The 22,028-nt window shown below is 68.8% G+C and carries 24 protein-coding genes and 1 pseudogene; 21 read left to right on the top strand and 4 right to left on the bottom strand.

What is annotated here, in order from left to right:
- The first annotated feature begins 84 nt into the window (after nt 1-84).
- From ACP7AB_RS06865 to ACP7AB_RS06840, 6 genes and pseudogenes are all read left to right on the top strand, one after another.
- On the top strand, nt 85-774 hold the full coding sequence (locus ACP7AB_RS06865) for an MgtC/SapB family protein (RefSeq protein ID WP_425988878.1): 690 nt from the start codon (nt 85-87) through the stop codon (nt 772-774).
- Between the two features lie 46 nt (nt 775-820).
- Nucleotides 821-1,342, top strand: a pseudogene (gene ruvC, locus ACP7AB_RS06860) (crossover junction endodeoxyribonuclease RuvC); the annotation flags it as partial.
- Between the two features lie 137 nt (nt 1,343-1,479).
- Nucleotides 1,480-2,097 carry a Holliday junction branch migration protein RuvA gene (gene ruvA / locus ACP7AB_RS06855; protein ID WP_425988875.1) on the top strand — a complete coding sequence of 206 codons (618 nt, stop codon included), beginning with the start codon at nt 1,480-1,482 and terminating at the stop codon, nt 2,095-2,097.
- 145 nt (nt 2,098-2,242) lie between these two features.
- Nucleotides 2,243-3,277, top strand: coding sequence for a Holliday junction branch migration DNA helicase RuvB (ruvB, locus tag ACP7AB_RS06850; RefSeq protein WP_425988872.1), 1,035 nt, complete (start codon nt 2,243-2,245; stop codon nt 3,275-3,277).
- Nucleotides 3,274-3,549, top strand: coding sequence for a BrnT family toxin (locus ACP7AB_RS06845; RefSeq protein ID WP_425988870.1), 276 nt, complete (start codon nt 3,274-3,276; stop codon nt 3,547-3,549). The genes ruvB and ACP7AB_RS06845 overlap by 4 nt, the downstream gene beginning before the upstream one ends.
- Nucleotides 3,527-3,781, top strand: coding sequence for a BrnA antitoxin family protein (locus ACP7AB_RS06840; protein ID WP_425988867.1), 255 nt, complete (start codon nt 3,527-3,529; stop codon nt 3,779-3,781). The genes ACP7AB_RS06845 and ACP7AB_RS06840 overlap by 23 nt, the downstream gene beginning before the upstream one ends.
- A gap of 4 nt (nt 3,782-3,785) precedes the next feature.
- On the opposite strand, the gene ACP7AB_RS06835 is transcribed toward ACP7AB_RS06840, so the two are convergent.
- The gene (locus ACP7AB_RS06835) at nt 3,786-5,324 is read right to left on the bottom strand and encodes a serine hydrolase domain-containing protein (RefSeq protein WP_425988864.1); all 1,539 of its coding nucleotides are present in this window, start codon (nt 5,322-5,324) and stop codon (nt 3,786-3,788) included.
- Nucleotides 5,325-5,446: 122 nt separating this feature from the next.
- Here ACP7AB_RS06835 and ACP7AB_RS06830 point away from each other — a divergent pair, with 122 nt between their 5' ends.
- From ACP7AB_RS06830 to folP, 15 genes are all read left to right on the top strand, one after another.
- Nucleotides 5,447-6,910 carry an alpha/beta hydrolase gene (locus ACP7AB_RS06830; protein WP_425988861.1) on the top strand — a complete coding sequence of 488 codons (1,464 nt, stop codon included), beginning with the start codon at nt 5,447-5,449 and terminating at the stop codon, nt 6,908-6,910.
- Entirely contained in the window at nt 6,907-7,365 is a 459-nt protein-coding gene (locus tag ACP7AB_RS06825; RefSeq protein ID WP_425988858.1) for a YbgC/FadM family acyl-CoA thioesterase, read from the top strand. The genes ACP7AB_RS06830 and ACP7AB_RS06825 overlap by 4 nt, the downstream gene beginning before the upstream one ends.
- Before the next feature lie 145 nt (nt 7,366-7,510).
- A complete protein-coding gene (tolQ, locus tag ACP7AB_RS06820; protein ID WP_425988855.1) occupies nt 7,511-8,287 on the top strand; it encodes a protein TolQ in 777 nt (258 codons plus the stop codon).
- Nucleotides 8,288-8,308: 21 nt separating this feature from the next.
- Nucleotides 8,309-8,764 carry an ExbD/TolR family protein gene (locus ACP7AB_RS06815; protein ID WP_425988853.1) on the top strand — a complete coding sequence of 152 codons (456 nt, stop codon included), beginning with the start codon at nt 8,309-8,311 and terminating at the stop codon, nt 8,762-8,764.
- 3 nt (nt 8,765-8,767) lie between these two features.
- The gene (locus tag ACP7AB_RS06810) at nt 8,768-9,553 is read left to right on the top strand and encodes a hypothetical protein (RefSeq protein ID WP_425988850.1); all 786 of its coding nucleotides are present in this window, start codon (nt 8,768-8,770) and stop codon (nt 9,551-9,553) included.
- 365 nt (nt 9,554-9,918) lie between these two features.
- Nucleotides 9,919-11,328, top strand: coding sequence for a Tol-Pal system beta propeller repeat protein TolB (gene tolB / locus ACP7AB_RS06805; protein WP_425988847.1), 1,410 nt, complete (start codon nt 9,919-9,921; stop codon nt 11,326-11,328).
- Between the two features lie 123 nt (nt 11,329-11,451).
- A complete protein-coding gene (pal, locus tag ACP7AB_RS06800) occupies nt 11,452-12,006 on the top strand; it encodes a peptidoglycan-associated lipoprotein Pal (RefSeq protein WP_425988983.1) in 555 nt (184 codons plus the stop codon).
- Nucleotides 12,007-12,228: 222 nt separating this feature from the next.
- Complete coding sequence (locus ACP7AB_RS06795) at nt 12,229-13,341, top strand: DUF3667 domain-containing protein (RefSeq protein WP_425988844.1); 1,113 nt, start codon at nt 12,229-12,231, stop codon at nt 13,339-13,341.
- A gap of 40 nt (nt 13,342-13,381) precedes the next feature.
- Nucleotides 13,382-14,239, top strand: a complete 858-nt coding sequence (locus tag ACP7AB_RS06790) for a tol-pal system protein (protein WP_425988841.1) — start codon at nt 13,382-13,384, stop codon at nt 14,237-14,239.
- 71 nt (nt 14,240-14,310) lie between these two features.
- A complete protein-coding gene (tilS, locus tag ACP7AB_RS06785) occupies nt 14,311-15,594 on the top strand; it encodes a tRNA lysidine(34) synthetase TilS (RefSeq protein WP_425988839.1) in 1,284 nt (427 codons plus the stop codon).
- Nucleotides 15,595-15,650: 56 nt separating this feature from the next.
- Entirely contained in the window at nt 15,651-17,600 is a 1,950-nt protein-coding gene (gene ftsH, locus ACP7AB_RS06780; RefSeq protein ID WP_425988837.1) for an ATP-dependent zinc metalloprotease FtsH, read from the top strand.
- Between the two features lie 110 nt (nt 17,601-17,710).
- Nucleotides 17,711-18,925, top strand: coding sequence for an acyltransferase family protein (locus ACP7AB_RS06775; RefSeq protein ID WP_425988834.1), 1,215 nt, complete (start codon nt 17,711-17,713; stop codon nt 18,923-18,925).
- A 60-nt stretch (nt 18,926-18,985) separates the two neighbouring features.
- Nucleotides 18,986-19,636 carry a hypothetical protein gene (locus ACP7AB_RS06770; protein WP_425988831.1) on the top strand — a complete coding sequence of 217 codons (651 nt, stop codon included), beginning with the start codon at nt 18,986-18,988 and terminating at the stop codon, nt 19,634-19,636.
- Nucleotides 19,637-19,640: 4 nt separating this feature from the next.
- The gene (locus tag ACP7AB_RS06765; protein ID WP_303694190.1) at nt 19,641-19,943 is read left to right on the top strand and encodes a winged helix-turn-helix domain-containing protein; all 303 of its coding nucleotides are present in this window, start codon (nt 19,641-19,643) and stop codon (nt 19,941-19,943) included.
- Nucleotides 19,944-19,974: 31 nt separating this feature from the next.
- The gene (gene folP, locus ACP7AB_RS06760; RefSeq protein ID WP_425988828.1) at nt 19,975-20,787 is read left to right on the top strand and encodes a dihydropteroate synthase; all 813 of its coding nucleotides are present in this window, start codon (nt 19,975-19,977) and stop codon (nt 20,785-20,787) included.
- Here the strand turns inward: folP and ACP7AB_RS06755 are convergent.
- Genes ACP7AB_RS06755 through ACP7AB_RS06745 form a run of 3 tightly spaced genes read right to left on the bottom strand, consistent with a single transcriptional unit; the run spans nt 20,784 to nt 21,999 of the window.
- Nucleotides 20,784-21,158: a VOC family protein gene (locus ACP7AB_RS06755; RefSeq protein WP_425988825.1), complete on the bottom strand. Its 375-nt coding sequence runs from the start codon at nt 21,156-21,158 to the stop codon at nt 20,784-20,786. The two genes, folP and ACP7AB_RS06755, sit on opposite strands and share 4 nt — an antisense overlap.
- Complete coding sequence (locus ACP7AB_RS06750; RefSeq protein ID WP_425988822.1) at nt 21,155-21,691, bottom strand: SRPBCC family protein; 537 nt, start codon at nt 21,689-21,691, stop codon at nt 21,155-21,157. The genes ACP7AB_RS06755 and ACP7AB_RS06750 overlap by 4 nt, the downstream gene beginning before the upstream one ends.
- Nucleotides 21,688-21,999, bottom strand: coding sequence for an ArsR/SmtB family transcription factor (locus ACP7AB_RS06745; protein ID WP_425988820.1), 312 nt, complete (start codon nt 21,997-21,999; stop codon nt 21,688-21,690). The genes ACP7AB_RS06750 and ACP7AB_RS06745 overlap by 4 nt, the downstream gene beginning before the upstream one ends.
- Nucleotides 22,000-22,028: the final 29 nt, after the last annotated feature.

Here is a 22,028-nt window from a genome sequence, read left to right as displayed (position 1 = left end):
GTCCCGCCCCGGATCACGCCGGACTTGCATGCGGCGACGTTGGGGGGCTAGCCTGAAGATTCGTCAGTTCCCGGAGCGTATTTGGTGTTCGATCTGAATCTCTTGTGGCCGGTCGCTGCGGCGATGACGGCGGGCGGCCTGATCGGGGTAGAGCGGACCTATCACGGCCACCCGGCCGGCTTTCGGACCCATATCCTGGTCTGTCTGACCTCGTGCCTGCTGATGCTGGCGGCGATGCACCAGTCGACCTGGGCCTTCACGGCCTTGCCGGGCCAGACGGTCGTCATCGACCCGACGCGGATGTCGCACGGCCTGCTGACCGGCATCGGCTTCCTGTGCGCCGGGGTGATCTTCCGCGAGGGGTTTTCCGTGCACGGCCTGACCACGGCAGCGTCGCTGTGGGTGACCTCGGCCATCGGGGTGCTGTTCGGAGTGGGGATGCTGGACCTGGCCCTGCTGGGGTCAGGCGCCACCCTGGGCGTGCTGGGGATCCTGCGCGTGCTGGACGCGAGACTGCCCCATGTCGGGGTGATGGACGTAACCCTGCGCTGGAAGCGTGGCGAAGCGCCCAACGGCGTGGCCGTGCGCGAGTTGCTGCGCTTCAGGGGGGTGAAGGTGGTGCGTCTGGGGCATGTGATGAGCCACGACGGGGCCATCCATGAGCATCATCTCAAGGTGAAGGGGCATGTGCCGATCGACATCGACGGCCTGGTGGCCCAGCTCAGCGCCGAGGACGGCCTGGCCGGCTTCTCGATCCTGCCGCGCGAGGAATGACGGCGGTCATTGTCCGTCAACCTTGTTTGGGGCATGACTGGAACGAATGACGAACAGCATGATTCATCAAGGCGGGGGGACTCGAATTCTGGGACTGGACCCCGGCCTGCGCCGCACCGGCTGGGGTGTGATCGTAGCCGAGGGCTCGCGGCTGCGCTGGATCGCGCACGGGGTGGTCGCCCCGCCGGAAGGGGCGCCGCTGTCGGAACGGTTGCTCTGGCTTCTCGAGAAAGTGGGAGAGGTCTGCGCCGCCTATTCCTGTGACGAGGCGGCGATCGAGGAGGTGTTCGTCAATGTGAACCCGTCGTCGACGCTGAAACTGGGTCATGCCCGGGCGGCGGTGATGCTGGCCCCGGCGCAGGCCGGGCTGTCGGTGGCGGAGTATTCGCCCAATCTCATCAAGAAGGCGGTGGTGGGAGCCGGCCATGCCGACAAGAGCCAGATCGCCTTCATGGTGAAGCGCCTGTTGCCCCAGTCCTGCCGAGGGGCCGCCGGGGACGTGAAGGCCGACGCCGCCGATGCGCTGGCGGTGGCGATCACCCATGCGCAGCTGCGCAAGCGGGCCCTGCTTATTCCTCCCCCGTCGGGGGAGGGGGACCGCGTAGCGGTGGAGGGGGCCAAAGCCAGGCACCTTCTTCGCGGTGAGCCCCCTCCACCCCAGCGCAAGCGCGCTGCGGTCCCCCTCCCCCGATGGGGGAGGAATACATGATCGGGCGGCTGAGAGGCGTTCTGGCCGAGGTCGAGGAGGGGCATTGCCTGATCGACTGCGCGGGCGTGGGCTATGTGGTGACATGCGGGGCGCGGACGCTGCAGCGACTGCCGGCGCCGGGCGACGAGGCGACCCTGCATATCGAATCGAGCTGGTCGGCGGAGAACGGGCCGCGCCTGTACGGCTTCCTGACGCGCGACGAGCGGCGGGCCTTCACGACCCTGACCGGGATTCAGGGGGTTGGGCCGAAGGCGGCGCTGTCGGTGCTGGACGTCCTGCCGCCGGGCGAACTGGCGAGCGCGGTCGCGCGGGACGACAAGGCGGCGATCGGGCGAGCGAACGGGGTGGGGCCGAAACTGGCGCTGAGAATCGTGACCGAGCTGAAAGGCAAGTCGCTGGGGGATGTGTCGTTCACGCCGAGCGCGGCGGGCGTGCATGCGGAGATCGCACCGCCGCTTCCGAGCGTGACGGGCGAGGCCGTGTCGGCCCTGCTGGGGCTGGGCGTGGCCGAGGTCAATGCGCGCCGGGCCGTGGATCAGGCGCTGATCCGGCTGGGCGATGACGCCGAACTGTCGGCCGTGATCCGGGCCGCGTTACAGGAGCTGGGGCGGTGAGGGTGGAGTGGCGAGTGGCGAGTGGCGAGTGGCGAGGAGGTCGGTGCGGCCTTCCAGGGCTGTGCTCCGGCCATGCCGATGAGCTCGCGCTGGTTGGACGTCCGTCTCGCCACTCGCCACTCGCCACTCGACACTGGACCGAAGCGTGACTGACGACCGCATCATCTCGCCCGAGCCCGCCCCCGGCGAGGCCTATGACCGCGCCCTGCGGCCCCAGACCCTGTCGGAGTTCGTGGGCCAGGAGCAGGCCAAGGGCAATCTGAAGATCTTCATCGACGCGGCGCGGGGGCGGGGCGAGGCGCTGGACCATGTGCTGCTGTTCGGGCCGCCGGGACTGGGCAAGACGACCCTGGCCCAGATCGTGTCGCGGGAGCTGGGCGTGGGGTTCCGGGCGACGAGCGGCCCCATCCTGGCCAAGGCGGGGGATCTGGCGGCCATCCTGACCAATCTCGAACCGCGCGACGTCCTGTTCATCGACGAGATCCACCGGCTGGCCCCGACGGTGGAGGAGATCCTCTATCCGGCGATGGAGGACCATGTGCTGGATCTGATCATCGGCGAGGGACCGTCGGCGCGGTCGGTGCGGATCGATCTGGCGCCCTTCACCCTGGTGGGAGCGACGACGCGGGCGGGTCTGTTGGCGACGCCGCTGCGCGACCGGTTCGGGATTCCGCTGCGACTCGAATTCTACACGCCGGAGGAACTGGTGAGGGTCATCACCGGGGCCGCCCGGAAGATGGGAACGGGGATCAATGACGAGGGCGCGCGCGAGATCGCCTCACGGGCGCGAGGCACGCCGCGCGTGGCAGGGCGGCTGCTGCGCCGGGTGCGGGATTTCGCCGAGGCGGAGGGGGCGGCGGTGATCGACCGTATCGTGGCGGCGCGGGCGCTGTCACGGCTGGAGATCGACGAGGCGGGGCTGGATGCGAACGACCGTCGCTTCCTGAAGGCTCTGATCGAGAACTACGGCGGCGGACCGGTCGGGATGGACACTTTGGCGGCGGCGATCGCCGAGGCGCGCGACGCGGTCGAGGATGTGATCGAGCCCTATCTGCTGCAACAGGGCTTCATCCAGCGGACCCCCCGCGGAAGGATGGCGTGCGCGAAGGCCTATGCGCATCTGGGATTGAGCGAACCGCCGAAGCCGACGACTCCGGGACAGGGCGGCCTGTTCGAGTGAGCATCGACTTTGATCCGGCCAAGGACGCCGTCAACCGCACCAAGCACGGCGTGTCACTGGCCTTGGCGGAAGCGGGCGATTGGACGGCTGCCTTCATTGCTTCCGACGATCGGCAAGACTACGGCGAGCCTCGATGGTATGCTTATCTGCCGATCGACGGCCGTGTTCACGTCGTCGTCTACACCGAGCGGGACGACATCACCCGCATCATCAGTCTGCGTCGGGCGAACCCGCGCGAGGTCAGGAAGTATGACGAACTCCGCACCGGTTGATCCTTCGGAAGATTGGGACAACCCCGAACTGACGGACGCCGATATCGCGCGCATGCGCCCCGCGCGCGAGGTCTTGTCTCCCGAGGCCTATGCCCGGCTGGCGGGTCTGGGCGAGGTGGGTCTCAAACTTCCGGCCGAGACGATCCGGGCGTTCGCCGAAGAGGGCGACGACTGGCGTGAGCGCATGGCCGAAGCCCTGAACGAAGCGGCGCGGAAGAAACACGCGGCCTGACGGGTCAGGGCGCGTTCGGGATCAGGCGGTAGTTCAGGGCCTGGATCGACCACGGCGTGGTTGGGGCCAGCAGGACCCGGCCCGAGATACGGCCCTTTTCGCAAGTCCAGTCGAACATCCCGGACAGGGCGCCCGTGGCAACGACGGGCGTTTCGGTGACGCAGTCGCCGGCATCGACCTTCGCCGTCGTGAGGACGGTGCGCCAGTTCTCGACCGAGCGATCCATGAGGACGTTCATCGCCAGCCGGTCGTGTTCGACCGAGACGTCCCCGGCAGCCCAGATGCGGCCGGTCGCAGCATAGGCGGCCGCGAGGTCTTCGCTGACCGGGGTGGCGCGGACCGGGGCGGCGCCCGAGCGGACCAGCAGGTTCGCTGCCTCCAGCAAGGGCGCGGACGGGCCGGCATAGGTGCGGTTGGCGAAGGCGAACAGGCCCAGGCCCCGCTCCGGCAGCAGGATCATGTAGGAGCCGTAGCCGGGGTAGCCGCCGCCGTGGGCCAGGACCTGTCCGAGCTCGCAGTCGGCCGAGACCCGCAGACCCATGCCGTAGGCGACCCCGACCGGGCAGGGCGTACCGTCGGGCAGGGTGCGGAGGCTGGCGGAGACGAAGTTGGAGCCGGTCGCCATCTCGCGCACCGTCGAACGCCGCACGGGGCCGGTCTCCTCGCCGTCGCGGGCGGGCCAGGCGGACAGCAGGAAGGCGATCCATTTCGCATAGTCGGGCGCGCTGGTCTCGACCCCGCCCATGGCGCCGAAGACGCCGTGGCGCATGTCGGGCTCGGGCGCCCAGGCCTCGTTCTCCCAGCGGTAGCCGAGGGCGCGCCGGGTCGGGTTGGAGGCGAAGACATCGTAGCCGGTCGAGGTCATGCCAAGCGGCTGCATGATCTCCTGCCGGATATACTCATTGTACGGACGACCGGAGACACTGGTCACGATCCGGCCCAGCAGGGCGTAGCCGAAGTTGGAGTATTCGAAGGCGGTCTCCGGACTGCGGGTGAAGGGAACGCCCGCCTCCAGCATGGCGGTGAATTCAGCCTCGGTCAGGACCTGCTGGCGGTCGCCCCAGGGATCGTCGGTGACGAAGCCGGCGGCGTGATTGAGCAGGTCGCGGATCCTGATGCGCGGCGAGTCCGCCGTCGGGTAGGTCCAGTGCGCCATCTCCGGCACATGGGTTTCGGCGAGGTCGTCGAGCGACAGCCTGCCCTCGTCGCGCAGCTTCAGGATGGCCACGGCGGTGAAGGCCTTGGACATGGAGGCGATGCGGAACAGGGAGTGCAGGTCCACCGGCGCCTGGCTGTCGAGATTGCGCTGGCCGGTGAAGCGGACGTAGCGGAGGCGGCCGTCCTGAACGACGCCCCAGATCAGGCCGGGCGCGTGGGCCTGGGTCTGCCAGCGATCGAAATTCGCATCGATCTGGCCGACGGCCTCGTCGAAGGTCGTCGGGGTGGGAGGTGCCGGGGCGGTCGGGCCCGGGGTCTGGGCGAAGACCGGCATGGCGGCGACGAGGGCCAGGGCGGCGACGGCGGCAGTCAGGCTGCGATACATGGCGTTTCCCTCCAACGCCGCACAGCTAACGCTTCGCTCGCCTGGCGCGCCAGATAACTTTTGCGAGCGGCTTGCCAAGCGCCGGGCGCGGGACTTTGGTGTCGGCGAACCGGAGACCGTCCATGATCCTTCGCGCACTCGCCGCCCTGTGCCTGCTGTTCGGCGGGACCGCGCTGGCCGCGCCCGCCCTCGCCGCCGATCCGGTGTTCACCGACACCGCCTGCCCGGCCGAGTGGCCGACCGGGGTGCGCGAGGTTCGCTGCGGCACGCTGACGGTCGACGAGGCGCGTGACGGGTCGAGCGAGCGGCGGATCGATATCGCCGTGGTGATCGTCAAGGCGTCGACGCCGTATCGCGACGCGTCGGGGCATCTGCTGCCGCCGGTTCTGAATTTTCATGGGGGGCCGGGCGGGGCCTCGACGCCGGGCGTCGGGCGGATGCTGCAGGCCGCGCAGCAGAACCCGGACGCCCTGGCCGTCGATCAGGACATGATCTTCTTCGACCAGAGGGGCGGCGGGCGAGGCAGGCCGTCGATGGACTGCCCGGGCGTCGAACTGACCGACGCCGGGCCGCCCTCGGACGAGGATCGCGACGGGCTGATCGCCTGTCTGCGCGACTATCAGGCCCAGGGGATCGATCTGAACTGGTACAACGCCGCCGCCATCGCCGACGATGTGCGCGACCTGGTCCAGGTGCTGGGGCTGGAGAAGATCGACCTGCGCGGCGGATCCTACGGGCCCCGGATCGAGGCCGCCGTCATCACCCATCAACCGCAGATCGTGCGCGCCGTCGTGATGGACAGCCCGTGGCCGCCCGAGGGCAACTGGGCCGTCGGTACGCCCGAGCAGGTCTCGACCGCCGTGCGGATCATCCTGGCCAAATGCGCGGCCCAGGCTGAATGCAGCGCCCGCTATCCCGACATGCAGGCCCGGTTCGAGACCGAGGCGCGACACTGGCTGGCCGGGCCGATCACGGGCAGGGACGGGCGGACCTTCAATGTGGACGATCTGTCCGCCTTCCTGATGGACACGACCTACAGCCGCGTCGGCGTGCGTCGCCTGCCGGCCGATCTGGACAGGATCATGGCCGGCGACCTGACGCCTGTCGCCGAGATCGCCGAGAGCCGGACCTATTATTTCGAAGGCCAGCACATGGCCCACCTGTGCAAGGAGGAGCTGCCGTTCGAGTCGAAGGCGCGGCTGGCGGCCGGAGCGGCGGGCGATCCGGTTGCGGAGGTTCTGGTTCCGTCGCTGTCACGGTTGTTCGACGTCTGCGACGCGATCGGCGAGCGTCCGGCCGCCGGGATCGAGAACGCCCCGGTCGTGACCGATATCCCGACCCTGTTCGTCGCCGCCGAGATCGATCCCGGCTGCCCGCCGGCCCTGACCGAGGCCGCCGCACGCGGCTACGCCAACAGCCAGGTCGTCATCGTGACCAACGCCACCCACGGGGTGATCAACGCCAGCCCCTGTACGCGCAGGATGGCGCGGGACTTCCTGCGCGACCCGTCGGCGCCGGTGGACCGCAGCTGTCTGCCGGCAGCCGACACGCCGCTGGACTTCACCCTGGACCCGCCGGCCGCATGACCGACATCCCCACCGCCGGCCGTTTCGAGGGCCGCGCGCACCTGTTGCCGCTGCGGGTCTATTACGAGGACACTGACTTCACCGGGGTGGTCTATCACGCCAACTATGTCCGCTATTTCGAGCGCGGACGGTCGGATTTCCTGAGGCTGGCGGGCATCGGTCATGCGCAGTTGCTGGAGATCGATCCGCCGCTGGCCTTCGTGGTGGCGGAGATGAAGCTGCATTTCATAAAGCCCGCCCGGATCGACGACGCCCTGGTGGTGCGGACCACCTATGACGCTGTGAAAGGGGTGAGGCTGCTGATCTCCCAGGTCATCGAGCGGAATGGTGAGGCGCTGTGCCGGGCCGATGTCACGGCCGTCTGCATCCATCTGGACGGACGGCCGCGACGTCCGACCAGGGCGCTGGTCGAGGCGGTGACGCCCTGGCTGGCGCAACCGGGCGACGCTGGCTAGACTCCGGTAGCGCCCGTTTCCGTGGCCATTCCGCCGCAGACCGGCGGTCGTCAGGAATCGACGGCCGCCCCATCGGCCCTTCGGCCATAGAACCGCCACGCCACGTGGCTCGATAGAATCCGACTGTTCTCCCCAGGATCCGCCCATGACTGTCGCCGCCACTGTCGCCTCCGAGGCCTCGATGCTGAACCCGGTGACCCTGTTCCTCACCGCCGACTGGGTGGTGAAGAGCGTGATGGTCGGGCTGGCCGTCGCCTCGGTGTGGTCGTGGACGGTCATCATCGACAAGGCCTTCCGCTTCACCGCCCTGAACACTCAGGCGAACGCCTTCGAAAAGGCCATCGCCTCGGGGCGGTCGCTGGAGGATGTGGCGGCCCAGGCGGGACCGGAGCCGGCGCACGCCCTGCCGCGCATGCTGGTCATCGCCCTGTCGGACTGGCGCGAGACGCGGCGCAAGGGGACGCTGACCGATACCGAGGGCAATCTCCTTATCTCGCGCATCGACCGCAGCCTCGATTCCCTGATCGCACGGGAGGGTCAGCGGATCGAGGAAGGCCTGGGCGTGCTGTCGGTGGTCGCCACCGCCTCGCCCTTCATCGGCCTGTTCGGCACGGTCTGGGGCATCATGAACGCCTTCGGGCGGATCGCGGCGGCGGGAAACACCAATCTGACGACGGTCGCACCGGCCATCGCCGAGGCCCTGTTCGCTACGGCCGTGGGTCTGGCGGCGGCTATCCCGGCCTATATCGCCTACAACAAGTTCTCGATCGACGCGGGCAAGTTTACCGGCCGTCTCGAAAGCTTCGCCGACGACCTGCAGGCCGCCGTGGCGCGCCGTCTGGGCGGAGGCCCGGCCCCGGTCGCTCCGCCGCCCCCGCCGCCGCCGTCCGCTCCCGACCTGTCCTTCCGCCGGAGCGTCTGAGTCGTGGCCGGTGGTGGGGCGATGGGTGGAGGCGGAGGCCACGTTCGGGGTCGACGCCGCGCCCGCAAACGGCCGCTGAGCGAGATCAACGTCACGCCCCTGGTGGATGTGATGCTGGTGCTGCTGATCATCTTCATGATCTCGGCGCCGCTGCTGACCGTCGGCGTTCCGGTGGAACTGCCCAAGACCGAGGCCAGCGCGGTCGAGACCGACAAGCCGCCGGTGACGGTGTCGATCGACCGTGAGGGCGCGATCTTCGTCCAGCGCGACGAGACGGCCTACGACGCCCTGACCGACCGGGTGGCCGAGGCCGCCGATGGCGTGGACCGCGAGGAACTGTCGATCTTCGTCCGGGCCGACGGACGCGCGCCCTATCAGGCCGTGGCGCGGGTCATGGCCCGGCTGTCCGCGGCCGGCTTCACCAGGCTGAACCTGATCACCGACACGGCGGAACCGGCTCCGGGCGGGGAAGGCTGAGCCATGGCGGCCTCGCGTCCGTCACCGGCGATCCTCGGCGCGTTGCTGCTGCATGCGGGCGTGGCGGCGATGTTCCTGATCCGCTGGCCCGAGAGCGAGGCCGAGATCCTGCCGACGGTGTCGTCGGTGCCGGTGTCGATCGTCTCCGACATGGTGGTCGAGGCGGCCGCGCCGGACAATCCGTCCGAGGAACTGGTCACGGACGAGGCGGCGACGGCGCCGGTCGAGACGCCGCCGGAACCGGTCCCGCCGACGCCCACACCGCCCGCCCCGACGCCCCGGCCCACGCCGACGCCGACCCCGAGACCTGTCCCGCCCCGGCCCACGCCGCCCAGACCGACTCCGCCGCGTCCCACGCCGCCGCGCCCGGCTCCGGCCCAGCCGCAGCCGTCGCTGGATCTCGACGCCCTGGCCGGTCCGCGCCGGCCCGCGCCGACACCCGGTCCGCGTCCGGCCACGGGGCAGCAGGGGCGGGGACAGGCCGCCCAGGCCACCGGGCCTCAACTGACCGCCATCTTCAACCAGGTCTATCCGAACTGGACCCTGCCCTGCGACATCCCGGGCGCGAATCAGTTGCGGATCGAGATGGACCTGACGCTGTCGGTCGACGGGCGGATCACGGCGGGACCGACGTTGCGCAATCCGCGCCCCGATTCCGTCTATCGCGCCGCCGCCGACGGCGCCCTGCGCGCCATCCGTCAGACCGCGCCCTTCGACGTGCCTGCGGGTTTCCCCGGCGGCGCCTATCGCCCGGTGTTCGTCACCGAACGGGCGTGCCGGAACCGTTGAGGCGGACTGCTCCCATCTTTCGTCAGCCTCCGGCAAGCCGCGCCTTCGCGGCGCAGACCGGGGGACCCATCGTCATCCTCCGGCCGATCGGAGATCGGACCGGGGGAGGCGCCGAAGGCGATCTGTTCAGGCAGGCTGTGGGAAGCCGCGATGTGCGCGGCAGGTTCGCGCTCTCGCGCGCCGCTGCGTCCCCCGGTCGCTTCGCGCCGGAGGATGACGAAAGAAAAATGCGACCTGATCATCCCTGACGCTTCGCCCGGCAAAGGTTGCCGTCCCGAAAGTCGCCCCATTCGCCGCCATGCTGGCGTTTGTCACGCGGTCTGGCGATAAGGACCGGGACATTCTCGCTGCGCCTGGAGACATCGATGCGTCTGAACCTGCTTCTGAGCACCGTCGCGGCCATCGGCATCGCGGCGACCTCTTTCGCGCAGGCCCAGTCCGCCCGTGACCTGAACGGTCCGTCGCGCCAGCAGACCCAGGCCCAGCCGGCCCAGACAGGCGAACCGATCGAGGTCGAGATCGATCAGGGGGTGCTGCGTCCGTTCCAGATCGCGGTCGCGCCGTTCAGTGGCCAGAACGGAACCTCGATCGCCGACGTCCTGTCGGGCGACCTGCGCCGCTCGGGCTTCTTCGAGCCGATCAACCCGGCCAGCTTCATCGAGACCAATCTGAGCCTGGCCAATGCGCCGAACTTCCAGCAGTGGACCCAGATCGGTGCCCAGGCGGTGCTGTATGGCTCGGTCACGCCGCGCCCGGACGGCCGCAACGACTTCGGCTTCCGACTGTATGACCCGTACCGTCAGTGCCAGCTGGTCAGCTACAATTTCACCGCCACGCCCGAGCAATGGCGCCGGATCGCGCACAAGATCGCCGACGTCGTCTATGCCCGGATGACCGGCGAGACCGGCATCTTCGACACCCGCATCATCTATGTCGCCGAGAGCGGCACCGAGCTGAACCGCCTGTCGCGCCTCGCGATCGTCGACCAGGATGGGTACAATCCTGTCTTCCTGACCGATGGCTCGGAGATCATCCTGACGCCGCGCTTCTCGTCCAACTCCGACGAGATCACCTATATGGCGCTGGGTGAGGACTACAGCCGCATCTACCTCTACAATCTGACGACCGGTCGTCGCGAAAGCCTGGGCGAGTTCGACGGCCAGGCCTTTGCGCCGCGCTATTCGCCGGATGGGTCGAAGGTCGCCTTCTCGATCGTCCGGGGCGGCAATACCGACGTCTATGTGATGAACCTGAGGACGCGGCAGCTGTCGCGTCTGACCAGTGATCCGGGCGTCGACACCTCGCCGTCGTTTTCGCCGGACGCATCGCGGATCGTGTTCAACTCCGACCGGACGGGGACGCCACGCCTCTATGTGATGAACGCCGACGGCTCGGGCCAGCGGCCGATCTCGCGAGGCGGCGGCAGCTATACGGCCCCGGCCTGGAGCCCGCGCGGCGACCTGATCGCCTTCACCAAGTCCGGCGGCGGCCAGTTCGGCATCGGGGTGATGGGCGTCGACGGGTCCGGCGAACGGATGCTGAGCCGCTCCTATTTCGAGGAAGGCCCGTCCTGGGCCCCCAACGGCCGCTATCTGATGTTCTCGCGCCAGACGCGCGGCGGGAACACCAACCTGTGGATGGTCGATCTGTCCGGCCGCGTCATCGCCCAGTCCGGCTATCAGGGGCGGGGGTCCGATCCCGCCTGGTCGCCCTTGCTGGACGAAAGCCCCAACAACCTCGGCGTCGGTCAGGGGGCCGACAGCTGCTCTTCGTAAAAGCCGTTCGGAGGACCCGCCCGAACAACAGTGCGTTATCGCCGGAGACGGCACAGACAAAAGCCACGGTTCGCGACCTATGCTCAAGCTTCGCAGGACCGCCAAGGAGGAGATGATCCGATGATGACCGCATCCAACATGACCAGGTTCGCATTGGTCGGTTTGGTCGCCCTTTCGATGGCCGCCTGCGCGCCCCGCCGCCCGGTGACCGGCGTGGCTGACGGCACGGGCGGTCCGGCGATCGACAACCCCGCCTACCCGGGCCCCGGCAACGGCGGCATCGACGGCGGCAATATCGGCTCGGGTGCGCCCGGCTCGGAACAGGACTTCGTCGTCAACGTCGGCGACCGGATCTATTTCGACCTCGATTCCTATTCGGTCAGCCCCGAGGCCTATCCGCGCCTGGACGCCCAGGCGGCCTGGCTCGCCCGCTATCCCGGCGTGACTGTCCGCATCGAGGGCAATGCCGACGAACGCGGCACCCGCGAATACAATCTGGCCCTGGGCGCCCGCCGCGCCGAATCGATCCGCAACTATCTGATCGAACGCGGCGTCTCGGCCGGCCGCATCGATACGATCAGCTTCGGCAAGGAACGCCCGATCGCCGTCGGCTCCAGCGAGGACTCGTGGGCCCGCAACCGCAACGGCCACACGGCGATCGCTTCGGGCGCGCAATAGAAAAACGTGTCTCCTCCCTGTTCGCCGCTCGGCGAATGGGGAGGTGGATGCGAGCCCTTGCGAGCAGACGGAGGGGTTCTGGACGGCGGCAAGAGCCCCTCCGTCTCCTCCGCTTCGCTACGGATCCACCTCCCCATGCTTCGCACAGGGAGGAGACCGATCCGCCCTTGCTCGCTCCCTCGCTGCACTGCACATAGGGCCGACACAGTGCCGGAAGGGGCCATGGTGGATATCGATGCGGCGGGCGGTCTGGCGACCGGTGCCCTGATCGCGGGGGCGGTCGAGAAGCCGAGCGGCGTCGCAGGCGAAGACCACGTCGGGACCTGCAGCGACTGCGGTGAGCCGACCACGGCCAATTTTTGCGCCAACTGCGGCCAGCCGACCCATGTCCACCGGACCCTGCTGCACCTCGGCGAAGAGCTGTTGCACGGGGTCATGCATTTCGACGCTCGCATCTGGCGCACCCTGCCGCTGCTGGTCGCCAATCCCGGCCGGCTGACGCGCGAGCGGATCGAGGGCAAACGGACCCGCTACGTCTCGCCCCTGGCCATCTTCCTGTTCACCGTCTTCCTGATGTTCTTCGCCCTGAGCTTCGGCGGGGCCGCCCTCATGCCGACCGAGACGCGCAGCGTGGACGAGCGGATCGCCGGCGCGGAGACTGCGATCACCAACCTGCGGGCCCAGATCGCCGAGGCTGAAACCAGAAGCGTAGCGGACAGCCCGGGCGCAGAGGGGGCGCGGGCCGGTCTGCAGGCCGGCTTGGCGGGGGCGGAAGCCGAGCTTCAGGCGCTCAAGGAGGCGAAGGCGACCGGCACGCGCGCCGATGGCCTGACCGTCGGCAGCTGGCAGGCGAGCATGGCCGACATGGCCCACAACGGGAACATCCGCATCGGGCTCGGCGACAAGACAATGCAGGAGAAGATCCTGCACAAGCTCGCGAACCCCGACCTCGCCGTCTACAAATTCCAGCAGACGACCTACAAGTTCGCCTTCCTGCTGGTGCCGATGTCGATCCCGTTCCTCTGGCTGTTGTTCGCCTGGAAACGGGGGTTCACCTGGTACGACCACGGGGTGTTCGTACTGTATTCCCTGACCTTCATGTCCATCCTGTTCATGCTGCTGGGCGTTCTGGGGCGGATGAACGGCTGGTTGGCCGGGTTTCTGGGCCTTGTCGGCGCCTTGGCGGTTCCGGCGCATATGTTCGCCCAGTTGAAGGGGGCCTATGGGCTGTCGATCTGGTCGGCGCTGTGGCGGACATGCTTCCTGCTGTTCTTCTGTCTGCTGGTCTCGACCCTGTTCCTCGCGGCCATTGTCGCGCTAGGCCTCGGGGCCTGACGCCTTGCGGCGGCCTCAAATCGATGAAAGCTGTAGCGTCATGAAGAGCTCATTCTCCCTCCGTAACATCGCCCTCGCGACCGTGGCCCTCGGCCTGATCGGCGGCGCGGTCATCGCCCAGACCCAGCCCCTGCCGGCCATCCAGTGGGACGTGCGCCGCCTGGACAACCTGGACCGCAACGTCCGCCGGCTGGAGCGCGCCCTGATCCAGCGCAACAATCAGGTCGGCGAGCCCCTGCTGGTCGAGTCCGATCCCGAACTGATCGCCCTGCAGGGACGCGTGTCCCAGATGGATCGCCGGCTGCAGGACATGGAGGCGACCGTCCAGCGCGTGAACGGCGACATCGAGCGACTGACCTTCCAACTCGATGAGAGCGACCGCGACAACGCCGCCCTGCGCAACCGGCTGAACGATACGGACAACCGCGTCGAACGGCTGGAGAGCGCTGCTGAAGCGGCCCGGCGCGCGGCCGAGGAAGCCGCCGAGGAGGCCGCGCGCGGGCCGCGCTCGCCGACCGGGGACGCGGTCTCCGACCTGGCCGCCGCCCGCGCCGTGACCGACCCGGCCGCCTCGCGCGCCGCGCTGGAGGCCGTGGCGACCAACTGGCCGGACACGCCGTCGGGCAAGGAAGCCGTCTGGCGTATCGGCGACATCATCCGCGCCACGGGAGACCAGGCCGGCGCGGTGCAGCAGTACGCCACAGCCCTGTCGGGCTGGCCGACCCTGCCGTGGGCCGGAGAGGTGACGTTGAAGCTCGCGCGCGGGCTGGAAGCGACGAACCGGGACGCTCAGGCCTGTGCGGCCCTGGGCGAATACGTCCGGCGCTATCAGGCGACCTCGACGCCGGCCCTGCGCGCCATAGCCACCGATACCCGCACGCGGGCAGGCTGCCGCTGAACCCGACCGGGCTGGAAGGCCGGGTCGCGGCGCGGCTGGAGGCGCGGCTTCAGAAGGATGTCGATCATCCCGTGGCCCTGGCCCTGTCCGGCGGCGGGGACTCCATGGCTCTGCTGCGGATCGCGGCGGCCTGGGCCCGCGCGTCAGGCCGACGGCTGCTGGCGATCACCGTCGATCATCGGCTGAACCCGGACAGCCGCGACTGGAGCCGGCGCTGCGAGGCGGCGGCCCGGGCGTCGGGGGCGGACTGGATCGAGCGTCGCTGGGAGGGGGCGAAGCCGTCGACCGGCCTGCCCGCCGCCGCCCGCCGGGCCCGGCATGGCCTGATTGCGGAGGCCGCGCGCGAGGCGGGGGCGAAGGTCGTGCTGTTCGCCCACACGGCCGATGACATCGCCGAGGGCGACTGGATGCGGGAGCGGGGCTCGACCCTGGGCCTGTTGCGGGAATGGTCGCCATCGCCGGCCTGGCCGGAGGGGCGGGGGCTGATGCTGCTGCGCCCGATGCTCGGGGAGGGGCGCGAGGCGCTGCGTGCCGTTCTGCGCGAGGCCGGGGAGGACTGGATCGAGGACCCGGGGAATGCGGCGTTCGGGCGAGGACGAGCGCGTGCAGCATTGAACCCTCTCCCGGGGGGGGAGGGCTTGAGTCTCGCAGAGCGTAGCGATGCGTCTTCAGCCGAAAGGGTGAGGGGCAGCCTTCGGCGGTTAGCGCCAACCCCTCACCCTTTCGCGCAAGAACGACGACCAGCCGTCGTGCGCTCAAGCCCTCTCCCTCTGGGAGAGGGAATTGAGATCGATCGATCGATTGATGCAGCAGAGCTCGCAGCGGTGTTGCTGTGCGCATCCGGTGGCGATGCGCCCCCGCGCGGGGATCGGCTCGAGAGGCTGGCGGAACGGTTGAATGCAGGCGAAGACTTCACCGCCACCCTCGTCGGCGCGCGGATCGAGGCCCTGGGGGGGACGGTTATCGTCGGCCGCGAGGCGGGCGAGATGCGCCGTCGCCCCGTCGCCGAGATCGCCCTGCACCCGGGAGTGTCCGTCGTCTGGGACGGCCGTTATGAGATCACCGGACGCGAACCCGGCTGGACCGCAGCCGCCGCGCTGGGTCGCCTGAACGCCCTGTCGAAGGCGGATCGCGCCATCGTGAACGCGGTTCCGGCCTGGGCGCGGGCAGCCCTGCCGGTCCTGATCCGGGACGGCGGGGGTGCGCCGGTTCTTGCATGGAGAAAGGCCGAGGTTCGCACCCTGGGGCCGCGCCGTCTGAGCCTCGCCCTGTGGGCGTCCTCGGGCGAAACGACGCAGGAAAGCGACCTTGCCGGAACCATCCATGGCGAAACGCCGCCGCCTGACCTATTTTGACGACAACGACGTAACATCTCCCGGCTCACGAGGTCGGCGACGAGGATTTCAGACCAATGAACCTGCGTAACCTGGCGATCTGGGGCGTGATCATACTGGGCCTGCTGGCCGTCTATGCCGCCATCAGCCAGAATGGCGGCGCGACGATGCCCGGCCAGGCCCCCGGCGCCCAGGCGCAGGGCCGGCCCGATCCGATCACCTATTCCGAACTGGTCACTGCGGTCGAAGGCCGCCAGATCAAGGATGTCTCGGTTCGCGGCGATCAGGTCACCGGGACCTATCGCAACGACACCCGCTTCGTGACCACCACCCCCTATCCGAACGAGGGTCTGGTCGAGGCCATCCGCGCTTCGGGCGCCGAGGTGGATGTGAAGACCACTCGCCAGTCGTGGTGGCAGGGACTGCTGATCGGCCTGCTGCCGATCCTGCTGCTGGTCGGCGTCTGGATCTTCTTCATGCGCCAGATGCAGGGCGGCGCGCGCGGGGCCATGGGCTTCGGCAAGTCCAAGGCCAAGCTGCTGACCGAGCACAAGGGTCGCAAGACCTTCGACGACGTGGCCGGCGTGGACGAGGCCAAGGAGGAACTGCAGGAGGTCGTCGACTTCCTCAAGGACCCGGCCAAGTTCCAGAAACTGGGCGGCAAGATCCCCAAGGGCGCGCTGCTGGTGGGCCCTCCGGGTACGGGCAAGACCCTGCTGGCCCGCGCCGTCGCCGGTGAGGCAGGCGTGCCCTTCTTCTCGATCTCCGGCTCCGACTTCGTCGAGATGTTCGTCGGCGTCGGCGCGTCGCGGGTCCGCGACATGTTCGAACAGGCCAAGAAGAACGCGCCCTGCATCATCTTCATCGACGAGATCGACGCCGTCGGTCGTCACCGGGGCGCAGGCCTGGGCGGCGGCAATGACGAGCGCGAGCAGACGCTGAACCAGCTGCTGGTCGAGATGGACGGGTTCGAGGCCAACGAAGGCATCATCCTGATCGCAGCGACCAACCGTCCCGACGTGCTGGACCCGGCCCTGCTGCGTCCCGGCCGCTTCGACCGTCAGGTCGTGGTGCCGAACCCGGACGTCGCCGGTCGCGAGCGTATTCTCCGCGTGCACATGAAGGACGTGCCCCTGGCCGCCGACGTGAACACCAAGACCATCGCGCGCGGCACGCCCGGCTTCTCCGGCGCCGATCTGGCCAACCTGGTCAACGAGGCGGCCCTGATGGCGGCGCGCAAGGACCGGCGCATGGTCACCCAGCGCGACTTCGAGGACGCCAAGGACAAGGTCATGATGGGCGCCGAGCGCAAATCCATGGCCATGAATGAGGAGGAGCGCCGCCTGACCGCCTATCACGAGGGCGGCCACGCCCTCGTGGCGATGAGCGTCAAGATGGCCGACCCGGTGCACAAGGCGACCATCGTCCCGCGCGGGCAGGCCCTGGGCATGGTGATGCAGCTGCCGGAAGGCGACCGCTATTCCATGAAATACCAGCAGATGATCGATCGCATCGCCATCCTGGCCGGCGGCCGGGTCGCCGAGGAGATCATCTTCGGCAAGGACAACATCACCTCGGGCGCCTCCTCGGACATCCAGCAGGCCACCAAGCTGGCGCGCCGCATGGTGACCCAGTGGGGCTTCTCCGACGTCCTGGGCACCGTGGCCTATGGCGAGAACGAGCAGGAAGTCTTCCTGGGTCACTCGGTCGCCCGCAGCCAGAACATCAGTGAAGAGACCGCGCGCACCATCGACGCCGAGGTCCGCAAACTGGTCACCTCGGGCTGGGACGAGGCGCGCCAGATCCTGACGGACCGGGCTGCCGACTTGGAGACCCTGGCCCAGGCCCTGCTGGAGTACGAGACCCTGTCGGGCGAGGAGATCAAGGATCTGCTGGAGAAGGGCGCCGCGCCGAACCGCGACGAGAACAACTTCCCCAACTCCGGTCCCTCGGTCTCCGTGCCGGTCACCCCCGTGTCGGACGGCGTCAGCGTCGTGGCCTCGGAACAGCACCCGACCGTCCACTAGGCCTTCGGAACCCCGCCTTGAGAGATCGAGGCGGGGTTCTTTTTGACGAACAAGTTTGCATATCAAACAAGTCTGTGAGAAACCGCTCTCCACACGAGGGGAGATCCATCATGACCACCGACACCGACCGGCCGGAACGGCTGCATGGACTGGACGCCCTGAGGGCGGGCGCCCTGCTGCTGGGCGTCGTCCTGCACGCCAGCCTCGCCTTCTTTCCGCAGCAGATCTGGATCGTCGCGGACGACAGCCGGTCCATCGGCGCGGCGGGGCTGTTCTTCGCCATCCACCTGTTCCGGATGACCGCCTTCTTCCTGATCGCCGGTCTGTTCGCCCATATGATGCTGGCGCGTCGGGGGTGGCTGGGCTTTGCGAAGGACCGGATCCTGCGGATCACGGGACCGCTGGCGGCCTTCTGGTTCCCGGTCATGGTCGGCATCGTCGGAGCCCTGATCTGGACGTCGCACATAAACGGCCTGATCGTGCCGGGCGCCCCGCCGCCTCCGCCGCCGACCTACGACTGGACCAACTTCCCGCTGACCCATCTGTGGTTCCTGTATGTGCTGATGCTCTTCTATGCGGCGGTCCTGATCCTGCGCGCGCCCTTCGCGCTGCTGGACAAGGACGGCGGCTGGGGGCGGGTCGTGGACCGGTTCACCGGCGCCTTGATCGGCCCATGGACCCCGGCCGTTCTGGCCGCGCCGCTGGCCCTGGCCCTGTATCTGGACCCGAAATGGATCGCCTTCTTCGCCGTGCCGACGCCGGATGCGGGGCTGGTTCCGCATACGGCGTCGCTGGTCGGGTTCGGCCTGGCGTTCGGCCTGGGCTTCCTGCTGGACCGTCGGCGCGACCTGCTGAACCGGATCGCCGCCTGGACGCCCCTGTTCCTCGCCATCGCCGTGGTGTCGAGCGCCGCCGCCTACAGTCTGGCCGGCGGACCGAAGATCACCCCCATGGTCGAGCTGACGGACGAGAAGGCGATCGCGGCGGCGGTGACGGCCCTGGCGGTCTATGCCTCGGCATTCGCGGCCATGGGGCTGTGCCTTCGCTTCCTGTCGGGGCACAGCGCGATCCGGCGCTATCTCGCCGACGCCTCCTACTGGGTCTACATCCTGCACCTGCCGCTGGTCATGCTGGCCCAGGTCTGGGTGCAGGACTGGGCCGGGCCGTGGTGGCTCAAGCTGGGCGGGGTGTCGCTGGGCGTCTTCGCCGTCTGCCTGATCACCTACGAGCTGCTGATCCGCCACAGCTTCATGGGCCGCTGGCTCAACGGGCGGCGCGTGCCGTGGCGTCGAAGCCCGCACAGCGCGGCCGTTCCTGCTGAATAACTTGCCAAGCCCGGCCGGCTCGTCCACCCCGGGCGGGCCGGTTGCAGATGAGAATCGCCCATGCCCGCCAAGCCCGCCAGCTCCACGAAGCCGTCCGCCGAGGCCGACCTCGCCTTCCTGCGCTCGATCGTCGAGGGCGGCGGCAAGCCGTCGATCACCATGGCCATCTGCTATCTGGCGGGCGGGCTCCTGTATGGTCTCCAGTGCCTGTTCCACATCGGCCAGATGGTCGGCGTGATCCGCTGGCCCGACCTGGCCAATCTGGCCTTCGTCATCGGCATCACCGTCGCTGTCTGCGCCACGATCGCCTGGGCCTCGATCCGGGACATGCGCCAGGGCGGCGGCGGCAATCGCGGCCCACTGGCGACGCGGACGCTGAACGCGGGCTTCTCCAGCGCGGGCATGGTCAATCTGGCCATGATCATCATCTTCGGCGCAGGCGCGGCGAGAGATAACGACTTCGCCCTCTGGCTCTACTATCCGGCCGTGGTGTTCGGGCTGCAGGCTGCGGCGTGGTCGGTCGCCTGGGTGCTGAAGAAGAAGGCGTGGATGCTGGCGACCTCGGCCGGCGGATGGCTGACGGCGGTGGCGCTGGGGCTGCTGGTGCGCCAGCCGGACCAGTATCTCTATGTCTGCACCGCCGCCCTGTTCCTGCTGTTCGCCCTGCCGGGCTGGATCATGCTGCGTGAAGCCCAGAGCAAGGCCGCCTGACTCCATGGCCCTGACCGATCTTGGCCGGATCGACGAGGTCATCCACGGCCGCATGCGGCTGGGGATCATGGTCTATCTGGCCGACGTAGAGACCGCCGACTTCACCGAGCTGAAGACGGTGCTGGAGGCGACCCAGGGCAATCTGTCGGTCCATCTGAAGAAGCTGGACGAGGCCGGCTATGTCGCGATCGACAAGAGCTTTCAGAACAACAAGCCTTTGACCCGCGTCACCCTGACCCCCTCTGGCCGAAAGGCTTTCGCCGCCTATCTTGAAGCCCTGGGCGGACTGATCGGAAAGAGGGACTGATGGCGCCGCAGAAGAGGGCCGGGAACAGCGCATGAGTTTGATCCGGCCCCGCGTCATGGGCATCCTGAACGTCACGCCGGACAGTTTCTCCGACGGAGGCCTGCACGCCTCGGTCGAGGGCGGCCTGGCCCAGGCGATGCAGCTGATCGGGGACGGGGCGGACATCCTCGACATCGGCGGAGAATCGACGCGGCCGGGGGCCGAGCCGGTCGCTGTGCACGAGGAGATCGCGCGGACGGCGCCGGTGATCGCGGCGGTGCACGCGCGCTGGCACGGGCCGATCTCGATCGACACGATGAAGCCCGAGGCGGCCCGGGCGGCGGTCGCGGCGGGGGCGACGATCTGGAATGACGTGACGGCGCTGACGTATTCGCCCGATGCGCCGGAGGTCGCGGCGGAACTGGGCTGCGACGTCGTCCTGATGCACATGCTGGGCGAACCGCGCAGCATGCAGGTCGAGCCGCGCTATGCCGACGTGGTCGCCGAGGTGCGCGACTACCTGGCCGGCCGGGCCCAGGCGGCGATGGCGGCGGGTGTGGGGCGCGAGAAGATCACGCTCGATCCCGGCATCGGCTTCGGCAAGACGATCGAGCACAATCTGGCGCTGATCGCCGGACTGGGGACGCTGGCGGAGCTGGGGTTCCCGGTGCTGCTGGGGGCCAGTCGCAAGCGCATGATCCGGAACATCGACCCGTCGGCGACGGAGGCCGGCGATCGGCTGGGCGGCTCGATCGCCCTCGCGCTGGAAGGCGCCCGTCGCGGAGCGGCGGTGATCCGCGTCCACGACGTGCGCGAGACGGTGCAGGCCCTGGCGGTCCAGGCGGCGGTGGCGGCCGCGAGCTAGGCGGCGTTGATCTGCCAGGAGACGCCGAACCGGTCCTGAACCCAGGCGAAGCGGCGCGAGAAACCGTAGTCGCCGGCCGGCATCATCGCCTTGCCCTCGACGGCGAGCGCCTCGGCCAGAGCATCGACCTGATCCGGGTCGTCTACGGTCAGGAAGGTCGAGGTCGAGGGCATAAAGTCGAAGTCGTGCACGGGCGGCGAATCATTGGCCATGATCTCCAGACCGGCGACCGACAGGCGCGCCATGGCGACCGTCCCGTCCGGCTTCTTGTCCAGCGACAGGATGCGGGTGTCGGGCAGGGTCGCGGCGTAGAAGTCTAGGGCCGCCGCGCAGCGACCCTGGAACATGAGGAAGGGGTGGGCGGTGGTCACTGGAGCTTCCCCGACCAAGCCGCTCGCAGGGCGAGGAACCGGTCCCAGTCCCAGAGGTGGCGCACGCCGTGGATGGCGTCCTCCAGACCCGCCATGTGCATCTGCCAGCCGCTGAGGACATTGGCGCGACCGCCGGCCCAGCCTTGCGGGATGCTGTGGACCAGCAGGATGTGCGTCCCGTCGCCGTCGGGCGTCAGCCGCCAGCGGACGACGGACAACCCGTTGGAGCCGAAGGTGTGTTCGAACCGCGTATAGGGCTCGGCGACCAGCACCTCGTTGTGCTGCAGGCGGCGATCGGGCGTGTCCGGCATGAACTCGTGGTCGGGCTGGCGGAAGTTCAGCTCCATCCGGCCGCCGGGTCGGGCCTCGATCTCGGCCTCGGCCAGCCAGCAGGCGAGGCCTTCGGGCGTCGTCAGGGCCTTCCAGACCCGCTCGGGCGAATGGCGAAGGCGGCGTTCGAAACGGATCTCCCAGCCGTCGTCCAGGGTGCGGATCGACCCGGCGTCGGCGGGCAGTTCGAGCGTATCGGTCATTGCGGAAACTCCTTGTCGAGATGGCGTTCGAGGGCGTCGAGGCGGTTGGCCCAGAAATGGCGATAGGGTTCCAACCAGGCGTCGAGCTCGGCCAGGGGTGCGGGATTCAGGCTGTAGAGACGGCGCTGGGCGTCCTTGCGCACGGTCACCAGACCGGCCTCGCGCAGGACGGACAGGTGTTTCGAGACTGCCGGCTGGCTGATCGGCAGGGCATCGACGAAGTCTCCGGCGGGGCGTTCGCCGTCGCGCAGCAGTTCCATGATGGCCATACGGTTCGGTTCGGCGAGGGCGTTAAGGGCGGCGTGCATGAATATCAAATAATGGCTATATAGCCATA

The sequence above is a fragment of the Brevundimonas sp. TWP3-1-2b1 genome, assembly GCF_049896165.1.
Lineage (GTDB): Bacteria > Pseudomonadota > Alphaproteobacteria > Caulobacterales > Caulobacteraceae > Brevundimonas > Brevundimonas subvibrioides_B.
This window is presented reverse-complemented; position numbering and strand designations above follow the sequence as displayed.

Coding starts and splice junctions, on each gene's coding strand:
- ruvA (WP_425988875.1), top strand. CDS start 1,480: ATGATCGGGCGGCTGAGAGGCGTTCTGGCCGAGGTCGAGGAGGGGCAT.
- ACP7AB_RS06840 (WP_425988867.1), top strand. CDS start 3,527: ATGACGAACTCCGCACCGGTTGATCCTTCGGAAGATTGGGACAACCCC.
- ACP7AB_RS06835 (WP_425988864.1), bottom strand. CDS start 5,324: ATGTATCGCAGCCTGACTGCCGCCGTCGCCGCCCTGGCCCTCGTCGCC.
- ACP7AB_RS06830 (WP_425988861.1), top strand. CDS start 5,447: ATGATCCTTCGCGCACTCGCCGCCCTGTGCCTGCTGTTCGGCGGGACC.
- ACP7AB_RS06825 (WP_425988858.1), top strand. CDS start 6,907: ATGACCGACATCCCCACCGCCGGCCGTTTCGAGGGCCGCGCGCACCTG.
- tolQ (WP_425988855.1), top strand. CDS start 7,511: ATGACTGTCGCCGCCACTGTCGCCTCCGAGGCCTCGATGCTGAACCCG.
- ACP7AB_RS06815 (WP_425988853.1), top strand. CDS start 8,309: ATGGGTGGAGGCGGAGGCCACGTTCGGGGTCGACGCCGCGCCCGCAAA.
- ACP7AB_RS06810 (WP_425988850.1), top strand. CDS start 8,768: ATGGCGGCCTCGCGTCCGTCACCGGCGATCCTCGGCGCGTTGCTGCTG.
- tolB (WP_425988847.1), top strand. CDS start 9,919: ATGCGTCTGAACCTGCTTCTGAGCACCGTCGCGGCCATCGGCATCGCG.
- pal (WP_425988983.1), top strand. CDS start 11,452: ATGACCGCATCCAACATGACCAGGTTCGCATTGGTCGGTTTGGTCGCC.
- ACP7AB_RS06795 (WP_425988844.1), top strand. CDS start 12,229: ATGGTGGATATCGATGCGGCGGGCGGTCTGGCGACCGGTGCCCTGATC.
- ACP7AB_RS06790 (WP_425988841.1), top strand. CDS start 13,382: ATGAAGAGCTCATTCTCCCTCCGTAACATCGCCCTCGCGACCGTGGCC.
- ftsH (WP_425988837.1), top strand. CDS start 15,651: ATGAACCTGCGTAACCTGGCGATCTGGGGCGTGATCATACTGGGCCTG.
- ACP7AB_RS06775 (WP_425988834.1), top strand. CDS start 17,711: ATGACCACCGACACCGACCGGCCGGAACGGCTGCATGGACTGGACGCC.
- ACP7AB_RS06770 (WP_425988831.1), top strand. CDS start 18,986: ATGCCCGCCAAGCCCGCCAGCTCCACGAAGCCGTCCGCCGAGGCCGAC.
- ACP7AB_RS06765 (WP_303694190.1), top strand. CDS start 19,641: ATGGCCCTGACCGATCTTGGCCGGATCGACGAGGTCATCCACGGCCGC.
- folP (WP_425988828.1), top strand. CDS start 19,975: ATGAGTTTGATCCGGCCCCGCGTCATGGGCATCCTGAACGTCACGCCG.
- ACP7AB_RS06750 (WP_425988822.1), bottom strand. CDS start 21,691: ATGACCGATACGCTCGAACTGCCCGCCGACGCCGGGTCGATCCGCACC.
- ACP7AB_RS06745 (WP_425988820.1), bottom strand. CDS start 21,999: ATGCACGCCGCCCTTAACGCCCTCGCCGAACCGAACCGTATGGCCATC.